Here is a 19,848-nt window from a genome sequence, read left to right as displayed (position 1 = left end):
GGCCTACTTCTCCAGCGTCGCCACCACCTCGACATGCGAGGTCCAAAGGAACTGGTCGATCGGTGTCACCCCGGTAATGCGGTAGCCGCCCTCGACGAGGATCTGAAGATCGCGGGCCAGCGTCAGCGGATTGCAGCTGACGGCTGCGATCTTCTTCACGCCTGAGCGGGCAAGTTCCTTGCACTGAAACTCCGCGCCGGCGCGGGGCGGGTCGAAGACGACCATGTCAAAGGGCTTGAACTCCTGCGTCATCAACGGGCGGCGGAAGAGATCGCGTTTTTCGACACTCACCGGCTTCAGCCCCTGTGTCTTGCGGGCGGCCTGGTCGAGTGCGGCGAGCGCCGTTGCCTCGGCTTCGACCGCATGCACCCGGCCGATGCGGGCCAGCCTGAGCGAAAACGTGCCGGTGCCGGCGAAGAGATCGGCGATCCGCTTGGCCTTGCCGGCATGGGCAAGCACCAGCTCCGCCATTGCCTCCTCTGCCGGCTTGGTCGCCTGGGCGAAGCCGCCGGGCGGCGGCGAAACCTCGACGCCGCCGAAATCGATAAGCGGCTTGGCCGGCTCGACGAGGATTTCGCCGTTCACGGTCACACGGGCGATGCCGCGCAGGCCGAGCACGGTCTCGATCGCCTTGCGCCGCTGCGGGTCGGAGAGTTTCTTGATGTCGTCGGCCGCTATATCGAGGCCGGAAAACGTCTCGAGCACCGCCACCCGGAAGGGTTCGGCGCTGGTCGCGAGCGCGGCGGCAATCGCCTTGATCGCCGGCAGCCGGGCGACGATCCCTGCCGACGAGATCGGACATTCCTCGATGGCGACGATATGATGGCTTTCGGCCTGGTTGAAGCCGATCAACATATCCTTCTCGGTCTTGCGCGCCGCAAACACCACGCGCCGGCGTTCGCCCGGCCGGGCCGGAACGATCTCGCCGACATCAGGCGTCAGCCCCTTGGATTTGAGTGCATCGACCACCAGCTGCCGCTTGAAAGCGCGGTAGGGGGCATCCGCCAGATGCTGCAGCGTGCAGCCGCCGCAGGTGCCGTTGACGCCGTCCGGACCGAAATGCCGGCAAGGCGGCTCCTGCCGGTCGGGCGAGGGCGTCGTGATCGACATGATCGTGCCCTGGCTTTTGACGCGAGCGATCGCCACTGTTTCCCCGGGAAGGGAAAAGGGCACATAGACCGGGCCGGCGGCGCTGCCGGCAATGCCGTCGCCCTGGGCGCCGAGCTTCTCGATGGTGACGGTTTCGGTGCTCACGGTTTCAATCCTGCCAGAAGGAATTCCTGATTGCCGTCGCCGCCGGCAATCGGGGAGGGGATGAGGCCGAGGCTGTTCCAGCCCATATCCTCGGTGAACCAGCGCTCCAATTCCGCAGCGACGGCGGGCGCAGACGAGGGGTCCTTCAACAGTCCGCCCTTGCCGATCGCCTCGCGCCCCGCTTCGAACTGCGGCTTGACCAGCAGCACGGCGATGGCGCCCGGCGAGGCGATATCAAGAGCCGGCGCCAGCGCCAGCTTCAGTGAGATGAACGAGACATCGGAGACGATGAAGCTTGCGGGGTGGCCGACATCCTCGGCCGTCAGGTTGCGGGCGTTGAGGCCTTCTCGGTTCGTCACCCGCGGGTCGCCTGAGATGCGCGGATGCATCTGCCCATGGCCGACATCGATCGCCGTGACATGCGCCGCACCGCGCTGCAGCAGCACCTCGGTGAAGCCGCCTGTGGACGCGCCGATATCGAGACAGTGATGGCCGGCGGGATCGAGCCGGAAATGCTCGAGGGCGCTAGCAAGCTTCAATGCGGCGCGCGAGACGTAATCCTGCGCCGGATCGTTAATGGCAATATCGGCGTCGGCGCCGAAGAGCGCGCCGGCCTTCGTCACCACCTGGCCGGCGATCCGGACGGTGCCGCGCTGTACGGCGTCGCGCGCCCGCGAGCGGCTGGCAAAGAGGCCGCGGGAGACGAGCAACTGGTCGAGGCGTTGGCTGTTTTGATCGGACATCGGCTGTGAATGACCGGCAAAGCCGCCGGTTGCAAGCATTTTGTTCCAGGATCGCCACGGCCGTCGGAGCTTTCGGACGCCGGAAGCAGATAATCGTCGGGCTCGCCGTTGCTGCGGCGCGTATTTAAGCAAATTTAAAGCCTGCCCGCATAGGGTCGGCTCGATTGCAGCGGTTCGTCCGAACCGCTTCGTGCCATGAAGGCGCAGGCGTCTTTCGCCGATCATGTTTCCGATTCCAAGTCTCTGCGGTTGCGTCTTGCGCGCGACCGTCTCTCGCCGCGTCGACTGTCGCCAGGAGAAACTCAACGATGTCCGCTAAAAACATATCCTTGAACGGGAAGCTTGCGGCGACGTTCGCAGCCCTCATTCTCATCTTCATGTCCGTTTCCGCTTACGTCTATTCCAAGGCAACGGCCTCGGCGGCAGCGTCGGCCGAACAGGAAAAATCGGAGCTGCTCGTCAACCAGATCGACGATGCGCTGCAGGCGATGCTCGAGCAGGCGGTCAATCTGCGCGGCTTCATCCTCTTCCGCAGCGACAGCACCTATGGCGACGTCTTCACCAACCGCGAGCGCATGCTGAAGGCGATCGCCGCCGCCAAGCAGACGGCCGCCGGCGAGCCGCAGCTGGTCGAGATGATCGACGGCATGCAGAAGGCCGCCGACCTCTATTTCCATGAACTTGCCGAGCCGCAGACCAAGGCGCGCAAGGAAACCGACATGCCGATCGAAGAGGTCGTCAAGATCGGCGTCAACGCCACCAAGGGTCAGCTCGACGGTTTCCGCCAGGCGTCCGCCAAGATCAAGGCCGCCGCCCGCGAAAAGTCGAATGCGCTCGCCGCCATCCGCGCCGATGCCAACAGCGATCTGAAGATGACGCTGATTGCCGGCGGCATTGTCGCCTCGCTTGCCGCCGCCGTACTCGCCTGGTTGATGTCGCGCACCATCGTCCGCCCGGTCGTCGGCATGACCGCGGCCATGGATCGCCTTGCCGGCGGTCAGAACGATATCGAGGTGCCGGCTGTCGAGCGCGGTGACGAAATCGGCCGCATGGCGCAGTCCGTCCTGGTCTTCAAGCAGGCGGCGATCGAGAAGCTGCGCCTTGCCGGCGAGACCGACCGCATGCGCGGTGACGCCGAGCGCCAGCGCCAGGCGAGCGACGAGCAGAAGGCGCGCGAGGAAGGCGAGCTGCGTTATGCCGTCGACGCCTTGGCCGGCGGCCTTGCCGGCCTTGCCGTCGGCGATGTCGCCGCCCGCATCCAGACGCCGTTCGCGCCGCAATATGACAGCCTGCGCAATGACTTCAATAATGCCGTCGAAAAACTGCAGGCCGCACTCCAGTCGGTCGGCCGCAACGCTTCGGCGATCAATGCCGGCGCCGGCGAGATCCGCTCGGCCGCCGACGATCTTGCCCACCGCACCGAGCAGCAGGCCGCCGCCGTCGAACAGACCGCCGCAGCGCTGGAAGAAGTGACGACGACGGTGCGCGACAGCGCCAAACGCGCCGAGGATGTCGGCAATCTCGTCGAGCGCACCCGCCTCGGCGCCGAAAAGTCCGGCGACGTCGTCCGCAGGGCAGTCTCGGCCATGCAGCAGATCGAGAAGTCCTCGGGCGAGATCTCCAACATCATCGGCGTCATCGACGACATCGCCTTCCAGACCAACCTCTTGGCGCTGAACGCCGGCGTCGAGGCCGCCCGCGCCGGTGAGGCCGGCAAGGGTTTTGCCGTCGTCGCCCAGGAGGTGCGCGAACTCGCGCAGCGTTCGGCCAAGGCCGCCAAGGAGATCAAGGATCTGATCACCACCTCAGGTACGCATGTCCAGACCGGCGTGTCGCTGGTCGGCGAGACCGGCAAGGCGCTCGAAGCCATCGTCGCCGAGGTGCAGGAGATCAACCGCAACGTCAGTGCGATCGTCACCGCCACGCGCGAACAGTCGATCGGGCTGCAGGAGATCAACACCGCCGTCAACAATATGGATCAGGGCACGCAGCAGAATGCGGCCATGGTCGAGGAACAGACTGCGGCGAGCCATGCGCTCGCCAGCGAGGCAAGCGCTCTCGACGAACTGCTGCGCCAGTTCAAGCTCGGCACTCAGCTTGCCGCTCCGGCCCAGAAGGCCGCCGCCGCAACGCCGGCCTCCCGCCCGGTCGCCTCTCCGGCTCGCGCCCTCGCCGGCAAGGTCACCAAAGCCTTCGGCGGAAGACAGGCGAGTGCCGCGGTTGCGGTGCAGGAGGACTGGACGGAGTTCTGAGAAGGCGCCTTTCTCAGAAAGGAACGTCAAACGAAGAGGGCGGCGCAGAGATGTGCCGCCTTTTTTCATGATGAGATGGCCATGGTGCTGCCCGCGGCCCCCTCATCCGACCCTTCGGGCCACCTTCTCCCCGCTGGGGAGAAGGGGTGATGCCGCGACCTCTCGATTCCCTCTTCTCCCCAGCGGGGAGAAGGTGCCCGGAGGGCGGATGAGGGGGCCGCACGGCACACCCTCACGTCGATAACTATCCCGCAACCCCAACCGCAACCCTGCGCCCCAGCGCCCTAAACACCGTCGAAACAATCCCGGCGCGATCCAACCCGGCATGGGCGATCATCGCTTCGGGTTTGGCCTGTTCCATCCAGATATCGGGCATGACCAGCGAGCGGATCTTCAGGCCGTTGTCGAGCAGGCCCTCGCTCGAGAGATACTGCATCACCTGGCTGCCGAAACCGCCGACGGAGCCTTCTTCGACGGTGATTACCATCTCGTGGTGGCGGGCGAGCTGGCGGATCAGGTCGTGGTCGAGCGGCTTGGCGAAGCGCGCATCGGCGACCGTCGTCGACAGCCCGGCGGCCTCGAGATCTTCGGCGGCCAGCAGACAGTCGGCAAGCCGGCTGCCGAAGGAGAGCAGCGCCACCTTGGTGCCTTCCTTGACGATGCGGCCCTTGCCGATCTGCAGGATTTCTCCGCGCGCCGGCATGTCGACGCCGACACCCTCGCCGCGCGGATAACGGAAGGAGATCGGCCCGGCGTCATAGGCGGCGGCCGTGCGTACCATGTGTTTGAGTTCGGCCTCGTCGGCCGCCGCCATCACCACGAAGCCGGGCAGGGTGGTGAGGAAGGCGGTGTCGAAGGAGCCGGCATGGGTCGGGCCGTCGGCGCCGACGAAGCCGGCGCGGTCGATCGGAAAACGCACCGGCAGTCCCTGGATCGCCACGTCGTGCACGACCTGGTCGTAGGCGCGCTGCAGGAAGGTGGAATAGAGGGCGGCAAACGGCTTGTAGCCTTCCGCCGCGAGCCCGGCGGCGAAGGTCACGGCATGCTGCTCGGCAATGCCGACATCGAAGCAGCGCGAGGGAAAGGCTTCGGCGAGCTTGTCGAGGCCGGTACCATTCGGCATGGCGGCGGTGATGCCGACGATCTTGTCGTCGAGGGCCGCTTCCTGCACCAGCGCCTCGGCAAAGACGCTGGTATAGCTCGGCGCGTTCGGCTTCACCCGCGCCTGCGCGCCGGTGATGACGTCGAACTTGTTGACGCCGTGATATTTGTCGGCGGCGGCTTCGGCCGGCGGATAGCCCTTGCCCTTCTGGGTGACGACATGGATCAGCACCGGGCCGCGGGCATTGTCGCGCACATTGCGCAGCACCGGCAGCAGATGATCGAAGGAATGCCCGTCTATCGGCCCGATATGATAGAAGCCCATCTCCTCGAACATCGTGCCGCCGGTGACGTAGCCGCGGGCATGCTCGACGGCGCGGGTGATGGCGCGATCGATGTTCTTGCCGAGATAGGCCGTCAGCTTCTTGCCGAAATCGCGGAAGCCCATATAGGTGCGACCCGAGGCGAGGCGGGCGAGATAGGCGCTCATTGCCCCTGTCGGCGGCGCGATCGACATGTCGTTGTCGTTGAGGATGACGATGAGGCGGGCATCGAGCGCGCCGGCATTGTTCAGCGCCTCATAGGCCATGCCGGCCGACATCGCCCCGTCGCCGATGACGGCGATGACGCGCCGGTCGTTCTTGTCGAGATCGGCGGCGATCGCCATGCCGAGGCCGGCCGAGATCGAGGTCGAGGAATGCGCCGCGCCGAAGGGATCATATTCGCTCTCCGCCCGGCGGGTGAAGCCGGACAGCCCGTCTTCCTGGCGCAGCGTGCGGATGCGGTCGCGCCGGCCGGTCAGGATCTTGTGCGGATAACATTGATGGCCGACATCGAAGATCAGCCGGTCGCCAGGCGTGTCGAAGACGCTGTGGATGGCGATCGTCAGCTCGACCACGCCGAGACCGGCGCCGAGATGACCGCCGGTGCGCGACACCGCATCGATCATTTCGTCGCGGACCTCGCGGGCGAGCTGCGGCAGGTCGCGATCCTCGAGCTTGCGCAGGTCGGCAGGATAAGTGACCTGGTCGAGCAGAGGGGTCTTCGGCGGATGTGTCACGGGCGGCGCTCTTTCTTACTTTTCCTTGTACCGCTTTATTCGATTAGAACGAGGCAAAACAAGTGATTTCAGGAACCGAAGGTTTTCACCTTAGAGCATGGCGGAAAAATGTGTGAGGGGTTTCGGGAGTTATCACATTCTATTTCCGTAAGTTGCATTCGCCTGATTTTGGCCCGGTGCCGCCCCGATTTTCCGCCTCGCCGGTCGAACGCTGAAAGGGGCGGCGAGCGGCTTGAATATGACACGGAATGGTAGCAATGTTGCCGCACCGACTGGGGGATCAGGTCATGGGAACGATTGTTGCAGCGCATGCTTATGTGAACAACGAGGTCGCCTATGTGGCCTGGGATATCGACGCCAAGATCGACGGATGCCTCGGCTTTGAGGTCGTGCGCGTCTATCTCGACGAGCAGGGAAACGTGGCGAAAAAGTCCGATGGCAGCGAGGATCGCGTGACCTGCGCCGCCTGGGTCGCCTTCAAGGGGCAGCGCAATCCGCATTGGCTGCCGCAGACGACCTCGCTCTGGCCGGTGCAGAAACTGTCCTGGCGCGATCTCACGCTGCGCAAGCGGCGCAACGAAATGCGGCGGCGGCCGGACGAGGTGCGGGTGCGCTACGAGATCCGCCCGCTCGGCGATCTGAAGCCGGGCATGGCGGCGGCCCCGGATCCGACGCCTGCGCTTGTCGAGATCAACAAGCGGGACGACAACGGCAGGCCGATCAAGAAGGCTGACGGCACCTTCGAGAAAATCGCCGTCAAGGCCTATGAAGGTCCGCCGCGGCCGCTCGGTTATCTCGGGCCGGCCGTCGCCTCCAACCCGGTCCATGTGACGCGCAAGCGCGGCCAGTTCGAATCGACCTTCACCAACGGCATCCTCGCCGCCCAGTGGCTCAGAAACGTCCTGCTGGAAGACGGTGTGAAGCAGCCGAACGAGCTGATCGACATGATTTCCAATCCGGCGAACGGCATCCGCAAATATCTGGCCGGCGATGTCATTCCGATGCTCAGGGATTTCATGAATGCGCCCGGACGCTTCCTGGTCGCCCTCTACGAGCTCGAGGATAAGGAGCTGCTCGACCTGCTGCTTGCCAACAAGGACAAGCTGCGCATCATTCTCGCCAATACGGGAAAGGTCGGAGACGAGTGGGATGTGCGCAATGCCCACGCACGCAAGGCGCTGATCGACGCCGGCGTCGAGATTCACCACCGGATGTTCAACAATTCGAGCCAGATCGGCCACAACAAATTCGTCGTGCATATAGCGCCCGATGGAACGCGCAGCGTCTTCACCGGCAGCACCAACTGGACGGCCACGGGGCTTGCCGGCCAATCCAACAACGCCCTGATCGTCCGCAACGATGCGGTTGCCGCCGCCTATGTCGCCTATTGGGAGCGGATGCTGGCAGACAATGCGACGCTGGAAGTGCCGGTCGAATTCGATGACGGCATGCCCGACAATCAGCAGAGCAAGGCGTTCCGGCGTTCCAACGAGACACCGTCTCTCGTCCCGACCGCGAACGGGGCTTCGGTCGAAACGTGGTTCTCGCCGAACATGCAGAACCGCAGAAAGGGCAAGGAGACGCCGCCCGATCTTCGCGAGGTCTACCGCCTGATGCGCCGTGCCGAGCACGCGGTGCTGTTTCTGGCCTTCTATCCCGGTCAGTCGGGCAGGGATTGCATCGTCGGCGAGGCGATCGATATCGGCCTCAAGGATCAGAAGCTGATCGTCACCGGCGCCGTTTCCAGCCCGCAGGCCATGCCCAATTACGTCGCCGGCAAGAAGAACGATCCCGACGATGAGGACGACGATACCGCGGCCGTGTCGCCGCATACGTTCGACGAGGCCAATGTCTCGATCGTCCGGGCCTCGCGCATCGATGACCACCAGCTGCTGGCCGATTTCGGCGCGGAGGAGCTGACGGCCAAGAAGGTCGGCGCCATCATCCATGACAAGGTGCTGGTGATCGATCCCCTGTCGGACGACTGCGTCGTCGTGCTCGGCAGCCACAATCTCGGCTTCAAGGCCTCCTACGCCAATGACGAGAACATGCTGATCGTCAAAGGCGACCGGGCGCTGGCCGAGGCCTATGCCGTCCATATCCTCGATGTCTATGACCACTATCGCTTCCGCGCCGTCGAGGCGGAATTGAAGCGCCAGGGCAAGAAGGGCTGGTCGGGCTTTCTCAACGTCGATGACAGCTGGCAGGACCGCTACGTCAACCGTACCAAGGGGGCGCTGATGCGCTATTTCGCGGCAGGCTAACCGGAAGCCATCTTTGCGATGGGTTTGAGTGCCGTCAGCCTTCCGGCAACGGCACGAATTCCTCTTCGTCGCCGGGAACGATGTCGAAGCGGCCGGTGCGCCATTCCTCCTTGGCCTTTTCGATCCGTTCCTTCGAGGAGGAGACGAAATTCCACCAGATATAACGTTTCGAGTTCAGCGCCGCGCCGCCGAAGAGCATCAGGTGACAGCCGTCGCTGCCGGCTTCGAGCGTGATCGGATCGCCCGGCCGGAAGACCAGCAACTGATCGGCGGCGAAACGATCGCCCGAGATGACGACCTCGCCTGAGAGCACATAGACGGCGCGTTCCTCGTGGCCGGCGCCGAAGGGAAAACGCACGCCGGGCTGCAGGTTGAGATCGACATAGAGCGTGTCGGAGAAAGTGCCGACCGGCGATGTCATGCCATCGAACGAGCCGATGACGACCCGCCCGCGCACGCCTGACGTTTCGATCAGCGGCATGTCGGTCTTTTCCGTATGGGCGAAGGAGGGATCGATCTCCTCCTTGTCGTCGGGCAGCGCCAGCCAGGTCTGCAATCCCGACATCAGCAGCGGGTGGCCGCGCAGATTGTCGGGCGTGCGCTCGGAATGCACGATGCCGCGGCCTGCCGTCATCAGGTTGATATCGCCGGGACGGATGACCTTTTCGGTGCCGAGGCTGTCGCGGTGGCGGATCTCGCCGTCGAAGAGATAGGTGACCGTCGACAGGCCGATATGCGGATGCGGCTTCACGTCGAGCGCCTCGTTCGGTTTCAGGATCGCCGGCCCCATGCGGTCGAAGAAGATGAACGGCCCGACCAGCCGCCGCTGCCGCGTCGGCAGGGCGCGCCGCACCTGGAAGCCGCCGATATCGCTGCTGCGCGGAATGATCAGGTTCTCGATCGCATCACAGGCGAAGGCATCGCCGGGCAGCGGATCTTTACCGGGAAAGAAGGACATGGGGATCTCCGATCTCAAGATATCCGCGAGAGATAGTGCCTGGAGGCCCGCGCGCCAATGGAGCGCGTCTCGTCGGGCATCCGTTCAGATCGCGGTGAAGCCGTTGTCGACGAAGAGGTGGGCGCCGTTGACAAAGTTCGACTCGTCGCTGGCGAGATAAAGGGCGGCGCGCGCCACATCCTCCGGCTCGCCGATCCGGCCCTGCTGGGCGGCGATGGCGGCATCCGAGACATCGACGCCGAGCGCCTGCAGGTCGGCCACTTCGCGCAACCCGTGCGGCGTGCGGATGAAGCCGGGGCAGACGGCGTTGCAGCGGATGTTGCGGTCGCGGAATTCCACTGCGATGGCCCGGGCAAACATGTGCACCGCGCCCTTGGTCGTGTCGTAAAGCACCTCCATCGGCGTCGCCGCGACCGCCGAGATCGACGAGGTGCAGACGATCGATCCGCCGCCTGCGGCAATCATCTTCGGCAGCACGGCCTTGGTCATCAGGAACATCGAGCGCACATTGACGGCGTGCAGCCAGTCCCATTCCTGAAGCGTCGTTTCGAGAAAGGGTTTGATGACGATGGTGCCGGCATGATTGAACAGCACGGTCACCGCGCCGTAGCGTTCCTCGACGCCGGCGACGGCGGCATTGACGGCGGCTTCGTCGGAAACATCGGCCGTCCAGCAATCGGCCTCGCCGCCGGCATCACGGATCTGCTTCACGGTCTCATCAGCCGCTTCGCCGTTGCGGTCGATGATCGCGACACGCGCGCCTTCGACCGCAAACAGCTTGGAGGCGGCACCGCCCATGCCGGTGGCGCCGCCCGAGATGATGGCGACCTTGCCCTTCAATCTATCCGTCATTTGTCTGTCCCCTCATGGTTCTGGAGGGGATCATAGATCGGCCGTAAGCCGATCGCCAAGCGCCTTCGATCCGCTCAGGCCCCGTCGAGCGGCTCGACGCCCTGCGGCTTGCCGGCGCGGTCGAGCCGGATCTTCTCGATGCGGTTTTCGGCGGCCGAAAGCAGCGTCTCGCAATGTTTCTTCAGCGCTTCGCCGCGCTCATAGATCTCGATGGATTCATCCAGCGCCACGTCGCCGCGTTCCAGCCGGGCGACGATGCTTTCGAGTTCGGCGACCGCCTTTTCGAAGGAAAGGCCCGATACCTCAGGCTTGGCGCTTTCAGTCATTCTCAACCCTTCATCATTCGCAGAATATGCATGCCCGCCGATTCGGCCAGACCTTCAAGATCATAGCCGCCTTCGAGCAGGCTGACGACCCGGTTCTTGGCGTGCCGGTCGGCCAGTTCCAGGACGCGGCCGGTGGCCCAGTCGAAATCTTCGCCCGTCAGGTTGATCTGCGCCAGCGGATCGCGGTGATGCGCGTCGAAGCCGGCGGAGATGATGATGAGGTCCGGCCGGAAATCGTCGAGCGCCGGCAGCACGCGCGATTTGAACGCCTCGCGGAAATGGTCGCTGCCGACATTCGGCGAAAGCGGCGCGTTGACGATGGTATTGTGCTTGCCCTTCTCCTCCTTGGCGCCGCTGCCGGGATAGAGCGGCATCTGATGCGTCGAGCAGAACAGCACGGAAGCATCGTCCCAGAAGATGTCCTGGGTGCCGTTGCCATGGTGGACGTCCCAGTCGACGATGGCGACACGTTCGGCGCCATGCCTTTTCTGCGCGTGGCGGGCGGCGATCGCCGCATTGTTGAAGAAGCAGAAGCCCATCGCCGTCGTCTTCTCGGCATGGTGCCCGGGCGGGCGGGCGGCGACGAAGACATTGTCGGCGGCGCCGGAAAAGACGTCGTCCACCGCCGCCATCGCGCCGCCGATCCCGGTCAGCGCCGCCTGCAGGCTTTTGACGCTGGCATAGGTATCGGCTTCCAGCTGGTTGATCCGATCTTCCTCTTCGGGGATCTCGCGCATGACGGCCATCAGATGCTCTTCCGGATGCGCCAGCAGCACCGCATCCTCGCTCGCCTGCGGCGCTTGCCGGCGCTCCAGCCGCTCGAAATTCGGATGTTCCAGCGCGACATTGATGGCGCGGATCCGGTCCGATCGCTCCGGATGGCCGGAAGGCGTCACATGTTCCAGGAAGATCGGGTGTTCATAAAGACGGGTGCTCATGGAGACACTCTATCGGCCGCTTGTGTCATGATCCACAGCAGATGGGGCATCGCAGGACGATTTCAACAAGCGCTCCCGCCGCACCATCTCGCTGGCGGCGGCGTTATAAATTCCTGTCATCTCAGCCGTTTACTTCAAAAAACCCCGTGCTACTGTCGTTAACGGGGAATTTTGCAGGCAGAGTTGTTGATGAGTCAGTCGAAACGCCCGGGTGTGACGGAAATACATGTGCCGTTTCGCGATGTCGATATGAACGGTCGGATGTTCCTGGCCTCCTATATTTCCTATGCCGAATCCGTCATTGCCAGCTTCTGGTCGGCTCGGCCCGAGGTCGAGGACGAACCGATCTACAACGCCAGCAAGATTACCTGCGTTCTCCATCGGCCGCTGCATTACGACGAGCCGGCCCTTTTTACCGCCGCCGTCGACAAGATCGGCGTGCGCTCCATCGGCTTCCTCGTTTCGATCGACACCGGCGAGGAGCGCGCCGCCGAGGTGGAAATCATCTGGCAGGCCCGCAGCAGCGAGGACCAGCAGCCGGCCTCGCTGCCGGAGGAAACGCGCGACTGGCTCTATCGGTTTTTGGATTAGTATGTTGCCCGGGCAGCGGACGCCTAAAGCTTGAGGTCCATGTCAATTGTTCCAGCCAATCTTAGAGAGGAGCCGTCCGGTGACGCGACGTTCAATGCTCGCTACTGCCCTGTTACTTGTGTCGGTCAGCGCTGCGTGGAGCGATGATGAGCCTCCTCGTCCCTATCAAGGTCCTCTTTTCTTCAACGGCGAGGGTTACGTCAGTACGCGCTTCATAAGCGCAGTCGCACCGCTAGGTGACGGTTCTCCGATCTATGCAGGCGCCAAGCCGGGGGGCGGAAAGGTACTCGCAGTGCTGCACTCAGAGCCAGGTCCCGGAGTTCGTGCCGTTCACGTCTTTCCGAATGAGGACATCGTGGTAGCGGTGATCGCGCCGAAACGCACCGGTCTTATAGGATGGAAGGGCTGGATCAGATTTACGGTCGTGACCGAAGGCTTTCCTGATGGAAACGAGGTTTCCCAGGCGTTTTCAGGCGTCATCCTAGAAGTCGACGGCAAGTGAGCCGACTCAGGAGTTGCTCCAGCCCCGATCTCTGAAAGCGATGAGCTAGATATCCGGGCAGAGCCAAATAAAGGATCGTGCAGCGATCAGTCACGCCCTCCGGTCATCTCGTCGCCATGCTCGCGACCAGATCGCTGAACCTTTCTCCCTGAATGCCGACATGGGTTCGCAGCAGGCGGCGGGCTTCATCTCCGTCTCCTGTAAAGATCGCATCGACGATGGCGCAATGTTCCGAGAAGGAGGTCGACAGGCGGTTGCGCACGCGCAGCTGCAGACGGCGATATGGGCGCAGCCGTCGATGCAGCTGCACGCATTGCTCCTGCAGGAAATCGCTGCGGCTCGCGGCGTAGATGGCCTTATGAAATTCCTCATTGTCGTAATAATAGGCATCGCTGTCACCGGCCGCGGCGGATTGTTCGCAGCGGCTGTGGGTGGCGGTGATCGCCTCGCGTGACGCCTTGTCCAGCCGGCGGGCGGCGAGCGATCCGGCCAGGCCCTCGAGCTCGGCCATGACCTCGAACATCTCGTAAATGCGGTGCGGGCCTGGATCGATCACGATGGCGCCGCGGCGCGGACGGATTTCGATGAGGCCGATGGCATCAAGCTGCATCAGCGCCTCGCGCACCGGCGTCCGCGACACGCCGAAGCGATTGGCAAGCACGGTTTCATCCAGCCGCTCGCCGGGGGCGAACTCGTAGGAAAGTATCGCATTTTCAATCTCATCGCGGAGCCACCGGCCGACATTCTCGGACATTTCTTTCGCTTCCTTCATACATAAATGCCATTCTTGTATACACAAACGTTGACGTCGTGTACGAAGAGTGCCAATGTACATACTACAGACGAAGCCCCGCGAGGGGAAGCGGTGTCCACCGGCGTGAACAGCGCCCGACCTTCAGAAGGAGAATGGCATGCCTGAGGCGTCTTTCTTCACCGACATGCTGCAAAGCATTACGGATCACGGACGCCAGCTCCTGTTTTCCGGTTCGCGCAATACGCAGGCCGCCGCCAAAGCCGATCTTGAGACCCTCTGTGAGATGCTGTTGTCGAGCCGCGGTGAAGCATCCGGCATGGCCCTTGCCGCCGAGATTCTCGATCGCTGGGGCGCGCTCGAGGACGAGGGCGCGCAGACATTCTTCCATATGCTGCACGAAAAGTTCGGGCCGGACACGGTGAGGCTCGATCAGGCAATGGAAAATTACCGCACCGACAAAAGCTCTGCTGCGGCCATTGCGCTCCATCAGGCCGCGGAGCCGCGGCGCCAGGAGCTCCTGCGCCGGTTGAATCACGCGCCGAACGGCACCGCCAGGCTCGTCCGCATGCGTCAGCAGCTGCTTGCTTCCAAGGACCGGTCCGAGGCCTGTTATGCGCTCGATGCCGACTTCACGCATCTGTTCGGTTCCTGGTTCAATCGCGGCTTTCTGACGCTGCGGCCGATCGACTGGACGACGCCGGCCTATATCCTCGAAAAGATCATCCGATATGAGGCCGTGCATGAGATTGCCGGCTGGGAGGAGCTGCGCCGTCGTCTGGCGCCGGCCGACCGTCGATGCTTTGCCTTTTTCCACCCGCGGCTGGCCGACGAGCCGCTGGTCTTCGTCGAGGTGGCGCTCACCCGATCGGTGCCGAAGGCGATCGCGGATGTGCTCGACGAGGGGAGGGAGCAGATCAATGCCGACGAGGCGACGACGGCGGTCTTCTATTCGATCTCCAACTGCCAGGATGGCTTGCGCGGCATCTCGTTCGGCAATTTCCTGATCAAGCAGGTCGTGGAAGATCTGCGCAAGGACCTGCCCGGCCTGAAGAATTTCGTCACGCTGTCGCCCGTCCCGGGTTTTGCCCGTTGGCTTGCCAGGATGCGCGCCGCGACCGGCGATCGGCCCTTATCCGAAGCAGCCCTGGGAACGCTGAGCTTGCTCGACGATCCGAACTGGCCGGGCAGCGAAAGCAGCGCGGCCGACGTGGAGCGTGTGTTGCTGCCGCTGGCGGCCCGCTATTTCCTGACCGAACGGACGCCGGAAGGCCGCCCCGTCGATCCCGTCGCCCGCTTCCATCTCGGCAATGGCGCCCGGCTCGAAAGGGTGAATTTTCTCGGCGACCGCTCGCCCAAGGCGCTCCAGCAGGCGCACGGTCTGATGGTCAACTACCTCTATAAGCTCGATGACATCGTGGCCAACCACGAGGCCTTAGCGCAGCGCGGCGAAGTGATTGCCTCGCCCGCCGTCAAAAGCCTGCTCAGCCAGAGCGACGAAGGCCGCCGTGGCGGCAATGGCCAGCAAGGTTCTCGAGCATTCGCGCAGCTGATGAATTCCACGCTTGGAGGAGGGCGAAAGTGAGCAACCATCTTTTCGACGCCATGCGGGCCGCCGCACCCGATAACGCACCGTTCATCCGGATCGATGGCACCCGCACATGGACCTATGACGAGGCCTTCGCCCTTTCCGGCCGCATTGCCGGCGCGATGGATACGCTCGGCATCCGCCCCGGCGACCGGGTTGCGGTGCAGGTGGACAAAAGCGCCGAGGCATTGATCCTCTATCTCGCCTGTGTTCGCAGCGGCGCCGTCTACCTGCCGCTCAACACCGCCTATACGCTGGCCGAACTCGATTACTTCATCGGCGACGCCGAGCCGCGTCTGGTGGTGGTTGCCTCGGGCGCTCGCGACGGCGTCGAGACGATCGCCAGGCGTCACGGCGCGATCGTCGAAACGCTCGACGCCGATGGCAGCGGCTCGTTGCTGGATCTTGCGCGCGACGAGCCGGCCGACTTTGTCGACGCCTCGCGCGCCGCCGACGATCTGGCCGCGATCCTCTACACCTCGGGAACGACGGGACGCTCCAAGGGGGCGATGCTCACGCATGGCAACCTGCTGTCGAACGCCCTGACCTTGCGGGGCTATTGGCGCGTCACCGCCGGCGACCGGCTGATCCATGCCCTGCCGATCTTCCATACGCATGGGCTGTTCGTCGCCACCAATGTCACGCTGCTCGCCGGCGCCTCGATGTTCCTGCTGTCGAAATTCGACGCCGACGAGGTCGTTTCCCTGATGCCGCAGGCAACAATGCTGATGGGTGTGCCGACCTTCTATGTGCGCCTCCTGCAAAGCCCGCGCTTCGGCAAAGAGGCGGCAGCCAACATCCGCCTCTTTATATCGGGCTCGGCGCCGCTGCTTGCAGAAACCCATACCGAGTTCGAGGCCCGGACCGGTCACGCGATTCTCGAGCGCTACGGCATGACGGAAACCAATATGAATACCTCCAACCCCTATGACGGCAAACGCATCGCCGGCACGGTCGGCTTGCCGCTGCCTGGTGTGACGGTGCGCGTCACCGATCCCGCCACGGGACAAGTGCTGCCGGCGGAACAGACCGGCATGATCGAGATCAAGGGGCCGAACGTCTTCAAGGGCTATTGGCGCATGCCGGAAAAAACCGCGGCCGAATTCACCGCCGACGGGTTCTTCATCAGCGGCGATCTTGGCAAGATCGACAGCGACGGCTATGTCCACATCGTCGGCCGCGGCAAGGACCTGGTGATCTCGGGTGGCTACAACATCTATCCGAAAGAGGTCGAGAGCGAGATCGACCAGATCGACGGTGTGGTCGAGAGCGCCGTGATCGGCGTGCCGCATCCGGATTTCGGAGAGGGCGTCACGGCCGTCGTGGTGCGCAAGCCCGGCGCCGTGCTGGATGAAAAGACCATTGTCAGCGCCCTCCAGGATCGTCTGGCGCGCTACAAACAGCCCAAACGCATCATCTTCGCCGAGGACCTGCCGCGCAACACGATGGGCAAGGTTCAGAAGAACATCCTGCGGCAGCAATACGCCGATCTTTACACCAGGACGTAAGGCGACCGCCCTCTGGGAGGAGGGTCGGCGGCCTCTGCATCAATCTTGCAAACAGCAACCACGGCGCTGGAGGCGTCGGAGGGAGGGGAATCATGGGTATTGAAATACTGGCCATAGGCATGCTCGTCGCCATGTTCGTCGTTGCGACGATCCAGCCGATCAATATGGGCGCGCTCGCTTTCGCCGGCGCCTTCGTGCTCGGCTCCATGACCATCGGCATGAAGACCACCGATATTTTTGCGGGCTTTCCGAGCGATCTGTTTTTGACGCTCGTCGCCGTCACCTACCTCTTCGCCATCGCGCAGATCAACGGCACGATCGACTGGCTGGTCGAATGCGCCGTCCGGCTGGTGCGTGGACGCATAGGCCTGATCCCCTGGGTGATGTTCCTCGTCGCCGCCGTCATTACCGGTTTCGGCGCGCTTGGGCCGGCTGCCGTCGCCATCCTCGCGCCGGTCGCGCTGAGCTTTGCCATCCAGTACCGCATCCACCCGGTCATGATGGGGTTGATGGTGATCCACGGCGCGCAGGCGGGCGGCTTTTCGCCGATCAGCATCTATGGCGGCATCACCAACCAGATCGTTGCCAAGGCCGGCCTGCCTTTCGCGCCGACATCGCTGTTTCTCTCCAGCTTTTTCTTCAATCTGGCGATTGCGGTGCTGGTCTTCTTCGTTTTCGGCGGTGCAAAGGTCATGAAGCAAGTGCCCGCAGCATCCCTTGGCCCCTTGCCCGAACTGCACCCCGAGGGCGTGTCGGCGTCGATCAGAGGTCACGGCGGCACGCCGGCAAAACCGATCCGGGAGCATGCCTACGGCACGGCGGCCGATACTGCTGCGACGCTGCGTCTGAACAATGAGCGAATGACGACGCTGGTCGGCCTGATCGCGCTCGGCATCGGCGCGTTGGTTTTCAAGTTCAATGTCGGCCTCGTCGCCATGACCGTCGCCGTCGCCCTCGCGCTCTTGTCGCCGAAAACCCAGAAGGCGGCGATCGACAAGGTCAGCTGGTCGACCGTGCTGCTGATATCAGGCATCATCACCTATGTCGGCGTCATGGAGAAGGCCGGTACGGTCGACTACGTGGCAAACGGCATATCCAGCCTCGGCATGCCGCTGCTGGTGGCGCTCCTGCTTTGCTTTACCGGCGCCATCGTTTCGGCCTTCGCATCCTCGACCGCGCTGCTCGGCGCCATCATCCCGCTGGCCGTCCCGTTCCTCATGCAGGGACATGTCAGCGCCATCGGCGTCGTCGCCGCCATCGCGATCTCGACGACGATCGTCGATACCAGCCCATTTTCCACCAATGGTGCGCTCGTGGTCGCCAATGCGCCGGATGACCGGCGCGAGCAGGTCCTCAAGCAGTTGCTGGTCTATAGCGCGCTGATCGCCATCATCGGCCCGATCGTCGCCTGGCTGGTGTTCGTCGTGCCGGGGCTGGTTTGACGAAAGTTCGGCGAGGCTGTCGCTTCCGCCGCGGGGCATTGCCCGCGGCGGTCAAGGCATCCACGCCGTGGCGTATTCAGAGTTGCACGCTCCCCCGGATCGAGGGCGTCGACCGGAAATCTAGTGCCGAGAAGCTATAACATGCTGTGGTTGTAGTATTTCCCGGTCACTCCGGAGTGTCCGATATTGCACGTGCGAATTCCGTTGCTTTTGCGAAGACAACACTATTCAATATTCAAAGATGCTTTCATTCGTTCAGGTTGAAAATCACTCATGATTCAATCGACTGACGTCTCATCTCTTCTGACGGATATGATTTATGGAAGTCTGTTCGGAGAGTGCAGCTGGCAGGATTTCCTGGACCGCCTTGCGCAGACGTCGCCGGGCGGCAAGGCGGCGCTTCACTATCACGACCTGACCTCGTCCGTCGCCCATGTTCCCTTCATGTCGGGATTTTCGCAGTCCGAGATCGACCAGTTCATGAGCCACTTCGCCTCGGTCAATCCCTGGATTCCGAGATTGGATCGCGTACCCGTCGGCCAGGGCCTGTGCGGCGACGAGATCGTTCCGCGCGAGGAGCTGGTCAAATCGGAGTTTTATAATGACTGGCTGAAGCGGCAGACCGGATGCGAGACGAGCGTCGGCGTCTCGATCATTCGCGAGGAAAACCGCACCTTCATCCTGTCGGCCTGCACGACGTCGGCGGACCCCGATCTCAACAGCGCGGCGGCCAAGCTTTACACGCAGCTCGCGCCGCATCTGAGAAGGGCTTTCGACTTCATTCGCAAGCGCGATCTTTTCGCACCGCACGAACAGGCGACGCAGACCCTGTTCGACAGCATCGGCGTCGGATTGATCTATGTCTCGGAGCAACGCAAAGCCCGTCGCTGGAATAAAAGCGCAGAGGCCTTGCTGGCAGCCGGCTTGCCTGTGCGGATCGGCGCCGACGGCACGCTCGCGCTTCAATGCGAGAAGACGGCTGCGGTTCTCGAATTCCTGACCTCCAGAAACGGCGTGCAGACCAAACCGCACACCGCGATCGTCAAGGGCGGCAACCAGGATAATTACCGCATCACCCTCGTCCGGCTGCACTCCGATGCGTTCACGCAGTTTCTGGAGGGGCCGACCGTGGCGGTGATCGTCGAGCCGATCGTGGCGACGCCGCTCAATGAGCGGCGCGATTTGCTGATGCAGCTTTACAAGCTGACCGCGACGGAAATCCGCATCGCCTCGAGCATCGCATCGGGCCATTCGCCGAGGGAAGTGGCGATGGCCGATGATATCAGCTACGAAACCGTCAGAACCCACCTGAGAAACATCTATGCCAAACTCGGGGTCAATTCTCGGGTCGGCCTGGTGTCGCTGCTGATGCGGTGAATTCTGGAGGCGCAAGCCCGGTCTTCATGCGCGTGTGGGTCGCCTGGCTCAATATTCCGAACCGCTTCCATTGTTCAGGTCCCGTGCGCCGTTTTACGGAATGGTTCACGAAGGAATGCCGATCCGCCGGTTCGCCATTCGTTGAATAGGCTCCGCCAAGGCGGGCGCTCGACGGGCGGATGGCAAAGTGTCCCGGCTCAAACAGCGCGCTTGTCCGAAACCACCCTTGATGCTAGAAAAATGGTATGGACAACAACGTGATCAGCACTTTCGTGATGATGGTGCCGCGCTCATAGCGTGGCGGGTTTCGTGCGTCCATATGCACCAGCAACCGCCCTCGA

General features: G+C 63.3%; 16 protein-coding genes. 8 read left to right on the top strand and 8 right to left on the bottom strand.

Translation table 11 applies throughout. The features are described 5' to 3' along the window. Window positions 1-3: 3 nt before the first annotated feature. Together CO671_RS07860 and CO671_RS07855 are read right to left on the bottom strand one after the other, a co-directional pair. The gene (locus CO671_RS07860; protein WP_097605473.1) at window positions 4-1,254 is read right to left on the bottom strand and encodes a class I SAM-dependent RNA methyltransferase; all 1,251 of its coding nucleotides are present in this window, start codon (window positions 1,252-1,254) and stop codon (window positions 4-6) included. Then, entirely contained in the window at window positions 1,251-1,997 is a 747-nt protein-coding gene (locus CO671_RS07855; protein WP_097605727.1) for a TlyA family RNA methyltransferase, read from the bottom strand. Before CO671_RS07855 ends, CO671_RS07860 begins: the two co-directional genes overlap by 4 nt. Before the next feature lie 308 nt (window positions 1,998-2,305). Here CO671_RS07855 and CO671_RS07850 point away from each other — a divergent pair, with 308 nt between their 5' ends. Further along, entirely contained in the window at window positions 2,306-4,249 is a 1,944-nt protein-coding gene (locus tag CO671_RS07850; RefSeq protein WP_097605472.1) for a methyl-accepting chemotaxis protein, read from the top strand. 244 nt (window positions 4,250-4,493) lie between these two features. Here CO671_RS07850 and dxs read toward each other — a convergent pair whose 3' ends face one another. Continuing rightward, window positions 4,494-6,410, bottom strand: a complete 1,917-nt coding sequence (dxs, locus tag CO671_RS07840; protein WP_097605471.1) for a 1-deoxy-D-xylulose-5-phosphate synthase — start codon at window positions 6,408-6,410, stop codon at window positions 4,494-4,496. A gap of 287 nt (window positions 6,411-6,697) precedes the next feature. Between dxs and CO671_RS07835 the strand changes: the two genes are divergently transcribed. Next, a complete protein-coding gene (locus CO671_RS07835; RefSeq protein WP_097605470.1) occupies window positions 6,698-8,674 on the top strand; it encodes a phospholipase D-like domain-containing protein in 1,977 nt (658 codons plus the stop codon). A 34-nt stretch (window positions 8,675-8,708) separates the two neighbouring features. On the opposite strand, the gene CO671_RS07830 is transcribed toward CO671_RS07835, so the two are convergent. The 4 genes from CO671_RS07830 to CO671_RS07815 all read right to left on the bottom strand — a co-directional run bounded on the left by CO671_RS07830 (window position 8,709) and on the right by CO671_RS07815 (window position 11,748). Continuing rightward, window positions 8,709-9,632 carry a pirin family protein gene (locus CO671_RS07830; protein WP_097605469.1) on the bottom strand — a complete coding sequence of 308 codons (924 nt, stop codon included), beginning with the start codon at window positions 9,630-9,632 and terminating at the stop codon, window positions 8,709-8,711. A gap of 84 nt (window positions 9,633-9,716) precedes the next feature. Continuing rightward, window positions 9,717-10,484, bottom strand: a complete 768-nt coding sequence (locus CO671_RS07825; RefSeq protein WP_097605468.1) for an SDR family oxidoreductase — start codon at window positions 10,482-10,484, stop codon at window positions 9,717-9,719. Between the two features lie 74 nt (window positions 10,485-10,558). Then, window positions 10,559-10,810, bottom strand: a complete 252-nt coding sequence (locus tag CO671_RS07820; protein WP_097605467.1) for an exodeoxyribonuclease VII small subunit — start codon at window positions 10,808-10,810, stop codon at window positions 10,559-10,561. A gap of 2 nt (window positions 10,811-10,812) precedes the next feature. Beyond that, complete coding sequence (locus tag CO671_RS07815; RefSeq protein ID WP_097605466.1) at window positions 10,813-11,748, bottom strand: histone deacetylase family protein; 936 nt, start codon at window positions 11,746-11,748, stop codon at window positions 10,813-10,815. 189 nt (window positions 11,749-11,937) lie between these two features. Here CO671_RS07815 and CO671_RS07810 point away from each other — a divergent pair, with 189 nt between their 5' ends. Continuing rightward, complete coding sequence (locus CO671_RS07810; protein ID WP_097605465.1) at window positions 11,938-12,339, top strand: thioesterase family protein; 402 nt, start codon at window positions 11,938-11,940, stop codon at window positions 12,337-12,339. 79 nt (window positions 12,340-12,418) lie between these two features. Beyond that, the gene (locus CO671_RS07805) at window positions 12,419-12,841 is read left to right on the top strand and encodes a hypothetical protein (protein WP_141514456.1); all 423 of its coding nucleotides are present in this window, start codon (window positions 12,419-12,421) and stop codon (window positions 12,839-12,841) included. A 103-nt stretch (window positions 12,842-12,944) separates the two neighbouring features. Here CO671_RS07805 and CO671_RS07800 read toward each other — a convergent pair whose 3' ends face one another. Beyond that, window positions 12,945-13,595, bottom strand: coding sequence for a GntR family transcriptional regulator (locus CO671_RS07800; protein ID WP_097605726.1), 651 nt, complete (start codon window positions 13,593-13,595; stop codon window positions 12,945-12,947). A 157-nt stretch (window positions 13,596-13,752) separates the two neighbouring features. Here CO671_RS07800 and CO671_RS07795 point away from each other — a divergent pair, with 157 nt between their 5' ends. The 4 genes from CO671_RS07795 (at window position 13,753) to CO671_RS07780 (ending at window position 19,507) form a co-directional block, all read left to right on the top strand. Then, on the top strand, window positions 13,753-15,177 hold the full coding sequence (locus tag CO671_RS07795) for a malonyl-CoA decarboxylase (RefSeq protein ID WP_097605463.1): 1,425 nt from the start codon (window positions 13,753-13,755) through the stop codon (window positions 15,175-15,177). After that, window positions 15,174-16,688, top strand: a complete 1,515-nt coding sequence (locus CO671_RS07790; protein ID WP_097605462.1) for a malonyl-CoA synthase — start codon at window positions 15,174-15,176, stop codon at window positions 16,686-16,688. Before CO671_RS07795 ends, CO671_RS07790 begins: the two co-directional genes overlap by 4 nt. Before the next feature lie 92 nt (window positions 16,689-16,780). Next, window positions 16,781-18,130: an SLC13 family permease gene (locus CO671_RS07785; protein ID WP_097605461.1), complete on the top strand. Its 1,350-nt coding sequence runs from the start codon at window positions 16,781-16,783 to the stop codon at window positions 18,128-18,130. A 273-nt stretch (window positions 18,131-18,403) separates the two neighbouring features. After that, the gene (locus CO671_RS07780; RefSeq protein WP_097605460.1) at window positions 18,404-19,507 is read left to right on the top strand and encodes a helix-turn-helix transcriptional regulator; all 1,104 of its coding nucleotides are present in this window, start codon (window positions 18,404-18,406) and stop codon (window positions 19,505-19,507) included. Window positions 19,508-19,848: the final 341 nt, after the last annotated feature.

This window comes from Rhizobium sp. M10, from assembly GCF_002531955.1.
Classification (GTDB): domain Bacteria; phylum Pseudomonadota; class Alphaproteobacteria; order Rhizobiales; family Rhizobiaceae; genus Rhizobium; species Rhizobium etli_C.
This window is presented reverse-complemented; position numbering and strand designations above follow the sequence as displayed.

Excerpts from the sequence above, each read along its gene's own strand:
- CO671_RS07785 (WP_097605461.1), top strand. The coding sequence starts at position 16,781 with ATGGGTATTGAAATACTGGCCATAGGCATGCTCGTCGCCATGTTCGTC.
- CO671_RS07810 (WP_097605465.1), top strand. The coding sequence starts at position 11,938 with ATGAGTCAGTCGAAACGCCCGGGTGTGACGGAAATACATGTGCCGTTT.
- CO671_RS07825 (WP_097605468.1), bottom strand. The coding sequence starts at position 10,484 with ATGACGGATAGATTGAAGGGCAAGGTCGCCATCATCTCGGGCGGCGCC.
- CO671_RS07780 (WP_097605460.1), top strand. The coding sequence starts at position 18,404 with ATGATTCAATCGACTGACGTCTCATCTCTTCTGACGGATATGATTTAT.
- CO671_RS07820 (WP_097605467.1), bottom strand. The coding sequence starts at position 10,810 with ATGACTGAAAGCGCCAAGCCTGAGGTATCGGGCCTTTCCTTCGAAAAG.
- CO671_RS07830 (WP_097605469.1), bottom strand. The coding sequence starts at position 9,632 with ATGTCCTTCTTTCCCGGTAAAGATCCGCTGCCCGGCGATGCCTTCGCC.
- CO671_RS07855 (WP_097605727.1), bottom strand. The coding sequence starts at position 1,997 with ATGTCCGATCAAAACAGCCAACGCCTCGACCAGTTGCTCGTCTCCCGC.
- CO671_RS07835 (WP_097605470.1), top strand. The coding sequence starts at position 6,698 with ATGGGAACGATTGTTGCAGCGCATGCTTATGTGAACAACGAGGTCGCC.
- CO671_RS07850 (WP_097605472.1), top strand. The coding sequence starts at position 2,306 with ATGTCCGCTAAAAACATATCCTTGAACGGGAAGCTTGCGGCGACGTTC.
- CO671_RS07815 (WP_097605466.1), bottom strand. The coding sequence starts at position 11,748 with ATGAGCACCCGTCTTTATGAACACCCGATCTTCCTGGAACATGTGACG.
- CO671_RS07800 (WP_097605726.1), bottom strand. The coding sequence starts at position 13,595 with ATGTCCGAGAATGTCGGCCGGTGGCTCCGCGATGAGATTGAAAATGCG.
- CO671_RS07795 (WP_097605463.1), top strand. The coding sequence starts at position 13,753 with ATGCCTGAGGCGTCTTTCTTCACCGACATGCTGCAAAGCATTACGGAT.